Below are 3,986 nucleotides of genomic sequence, written 5' to 3' on the forward strand. Positions count from 1 at the left end.
TAGACTCTGTACTGTAATCTCTACTTCACTTGTAGCTTTTTGAGTACGCTCGGCAAGTTTACGAACTTCATCTGCAACAACTGCAAATCCACGACCATGCTCTCCTGCACGAGCAGCTTCAATAGCAGCATTAAGTGCAAGAAGATTTGTCTGGTCTGAGATATCCTTAATAAGATTGATAACATCAGAGATACTTCCAACATTCTCATTTAGAGTATTAACTTGATCAAAAGTACTTGTGATATGCTCAAGAAGTGAGTCTGAAGTATTGTGTAACTTATCTAACTCATTATTTACTTTTACAGTAAACTCTTTATTTTTATCTTCATTTGAATCCAATAGCTCTAGAGTTCTTAGATTATCTTCCAAGTCACCTCTGATCTCCCCAAGATCGCTATCACATCCGTTTATTAGTCCATTTGTAAGTGCCGCTGTTAACTCAGCCATCACCTTTTCATCTCTATGTGAAGAATTCTCTTTTTTTAAATTTTCTATTTCTAAACTTAATAATTTCAACTCTTCTTCAAGATTTACTATACGCTCATCTTTTTCTTTAAGGGCCAACAGCATCTCTTTATTTTTGTTAAATAACATTTTTAAACCTCTTTATATAATCACAAATTTAATTATATTTAATATAAGCTTAATTTATCTATTCCAACTTGTTAGATTTATGTCAGATTACTTAGGATATAATCATTTCATGAGTAAACTTAAGATACTTTTTTTCATATCACTACTATTTATCAATATCTCTTGCGCCTCTGCAGAGCCATATGTAGATAAAGAACTGTTGGAGAGAATTGGGAAAGAGTATAAAGTATTTGCTAAAAAAAGATTTTTTTTTCAACAAAAAACTTTTGATTCACTAAAAGACTCTAGTGACTTTGAAAAGTTGGATGCTGTAAATAAATTTTACAATGATGTTAGGTACTCAAGCGATCAAAATACATATGGGATGAGTGACTATTGGGCTACTCCGTATGAATTTCTAGGTAAAGACAAAGGTGACTGTGAAGATTATGTAATTGCAAAATATTTTGCATTAAAATATCTGGGAATGGATATGAAAAAGCTATTTTTCTTCTATGTTAAATCTACAAAATTCAAAGCAGCTCATATGGTTTTGGCTTACTATGAGAAGCCATCAGCAATGCCGCTGATATTGGATAACAACAACTTCAAAGTTCTACCAGCTAACAAGAGAAAAGATCTAAAACCTATCTACAGACTTCAAGCTGGACAAGTTGAAAAAATATCAACCGGTAAAAAGGTAAAAAGTGAAAAAGTTGGTCGTCAATGGGACCAACTTATGAAAAACATCGAAAGGAAAAAAATATGACACTCTTTAAGCAAATAGCATTAATGCTGTCCACATTTTTAATCATCATCTTAACAACTGTTCTTGTTTTAAACTTTAAAAGTGCCAATGAGTCTGTACAAGACAGGTTATATACAGATGCAAAAAATACTGCTTCTTCGCTAAGTTTATCTCTTGGGACTGCACAAGGTGATATCAGTATGATGACTACCATGATCAATGCAAGTTTTGATAGTGGTTATTATCACTATATCACTCTTATGGATATTGAGAACAATCCTATATACAAAAGAGAAGTAGAACAAAAAATCCTTGATGTTCCACAATGGTTTATAAATGCTCTTAACATTACGGCACCTGTGGCTTCTGCAAATGTTTCTGCAGGATGGTCTCAGGTGGGATTGCTAAAAGTTCAAAGTGATGCCGGTTATGCTTATAAACAGTTATATACAATCTTGATAAATCTTCTCATATCTTTTAGTATTATCGCTGTTATAGGGCTAGCCATACTAAATCTGCTTCTTGTAATTATCTTAAAACCATTAAAAGAAGTCCAAAAACAGGCTGAAGCTGTTACTAGGAATGAGTTTATTATCCAAGATAATATTCCTTACACAAAGGAGTTCAAAGATGTTGTCCTTGGTATGAACAATATGGTCTCAAAAGTAAAAGCCATGTTTGACAAAGGAAATGAAGAACTTAAACGCCAAAAAGAGCTTGAGTATATAGATAAAGCTACAAAATTAAGAAATCGTAAATACCTAATAGATAAGCTGCCAGAATACCTAAAAATAGATGCTACTTCAAAAGGTGGTATCAATATGATGATTGCACTCAGCGGAGTAATAGAAGCAAATGAAAAGATAGGTCACAAAGATGTTGACCAACTCTTTATAAACATCGCAAATATTTTTAGTGCTCATGCTAAGAACTTTGATAACTCTATTGTTGCAAGAATGAATGGGACAGAGTTCTCAATCTTACTTCCAGACTGCTCAGAAATAAATGGAACAGAATTGGCAAGAGGTATATATAACTCTACAAAAGAACTTATTGAGCTATCTAACCTAGATTCAACAGAGACATTTATATCTCTTGGTCTCTATGCTTATAACTATAAAGAGAACATCGGTCAACTTCTTTCACAGTCTGATAATGCTCTTGCACAAGCAAAATTCAGTGACGACAACATTCACTTAGCAAAAGCTGATAATACTGTAGAAGTTATGGGTAAAGAAGCATGGAGAAAAATTATAAACGATGCTATTGAGAAAAATAATTTCAACTTTGTTTCATGGACAGCAGTAGATGCAAAAATGAGAAAAATTGCACATAATGTCCTTAGTCTTACACTTAAAGTTGATAAAGATACGACTTACTACTACGGTCAGTTTATGGCTCCTGCAAATCAAGCAGGACTTAGCTTTAAGATATATGATAATGTACTAAATATGATGTTTAAAACTCCGGATATGACTTTAAAAGGATCTACATGTTCACTTAGGCTTCCTTTTGACTACTTGACTCAACAAGGCACTTACGAAAGTATGCATGAACTGTTTAACAGCTATGCTGAAAACCTTCCCTTTAAGCTTATCATAGAGATGCCGGATAAACTGGTTCGTCAAAACTCTACTCTTATCAAAAAATATCAAGCACTGTTTGAAAAACACAATATTGATATGGGTGTATTTGAGTTTATCGGTGAAAGTGTTGACTATCAATACTTACAAGATCTAAGACCTGTGTATATAAAAGGTGAAACCGATTATTTCCTAAGTCAAAGTGATCAGGCACTATCTGCTCTTAGACTTATAACAGATACTGTTGGCATTTCTCTTATAGCAGCAGGGGTCATGGATATGAAGACTCTAAAGAAGCTTCAAGAGAAAGACATTCATGTCATTCAGGGTAGAGCTACTGAGATGATAGAGCTGGCGTAGCTCTATTGTTTTATAAAAAAATATAATAAATACATCTTTCTGAATATAAATTCATCTTCTTTAATGTCTCTATAATATTCTACGATGTAATATACCTTAGAACAATACCAAATTAAGGATGTTATATTATGTTATTTGGGAATAACAAGAAGCTTGAAGCTGAGCTAAAAGCAAAAGAAGAAGAGATAAGCTCTCTTCAAAATGAACTAACGACTGCTAATGACAGAATATCTCAGCTAGAGAAAGAAGTCAGCCACATAGATAGTAGCAATCAGATGAATGAGCTGATTAAATCACTAACACATAGCCTGACAGATGCTTGTAACAGAGATCTTAAAATCTTACAACAGGACTTAAGTGACAATCTTAATGCACTTGAAGATGTTGATGCCAGAAACTCTACTAACAACGATCATACTGACAATTGTTCTAGTGATGTAGATATACTCTCAAATACTATGACTTCTCTGCTTGAGCATATCACAAGTACTTTTGATCAAGTTAATACTCTAAATGAGAATGTTGGAAGTATCTCTGATGTTATCAATCTTATTAAGGATATCTCAGACCAGACAAATCTGCTTGCACTTAATGCTGCTATTGAAGCTGCTCGTGCAGGAGAGCATGGTCGTGGATTTGCAGTTGTTGCAGATGAAGTTCGTAAACTTGCCGAGCGTACTCAAAAAGCTACAAGTGAAGTAGAGATTACAGTACAGAGTCTA

4 protein-coding genes are annotated in these 3,986 nt (G+C 33.6%); 3 read left to right on the plus strand and 1 reads right to left on the minus strand.

Translation table 11 applies throughout. From position 1 onward, the window contains the following. The coding region (locus tag ABZC13_RS14125; RefSeq protein ID WP_373005312.1) for a methyl-accepting chemotaxis protein at positions 1 to 594 on the minus strand (594 nt) is incomplete at its 3' end. A 109-nt stretch (positions 595 to 703) separates the two neighbouring features. On the opposite strand from ABZC13_RS14125, the gene ABZC13_RS14130 reads away from it, so the two are divergent. The 3 genes from ABZC13_RS14130 to ABZC13_RS14140 form a co-directional block, all read left to right on the plus strand. Further along, a complete protein-coding gene (locus tag ABZC13_RS14130; RefSeq protein WP_373005315.1) occupies positions 704 to 1,342 on the plus strand; it encodes a transglutaminase-like cysteine peptidase in 639 nt (212 codons plus the stop codon). Next, positions 1,339 to 3,264 carry a LapD/MoxY N-terminal periplasmic domain-containing protein gene (locus ABZC13_RS14135; protein WP_373005318.1) on the plus strand — a complete coding sequence of 642 codons (1,926 nt, stop codon included), beginning with the start codon at positions 1,339 to 1,341 and terminating at the stop codon, positions 3,262 to 3,264. The genes ABZC13_RS14130 and ABZC13_RS14135 overlap by 4 nt, the downstream gene beginning before the upstream one ends. A gap of 128 nt (positions 3,265 to 3,392) precedes the next feature. Beyond that, on the plus strand, positions 3,393 to 3,986 hold a 594-nt coding region (locus tag ABZC13_RS14140), incomplete at its 3' end, for a methyl-accepting chemotaxis protein (RefSeq protein ID WP_373005320.1).

The organism is Sulfurimonas sp. (assembly GCF_041563035.1).
Taxonomy (GTDB): Bacteria; Campylobacterota; Campylobacteria; order Campylobacterales; family Sulfurimonadaceae; genus Sulfurimonas.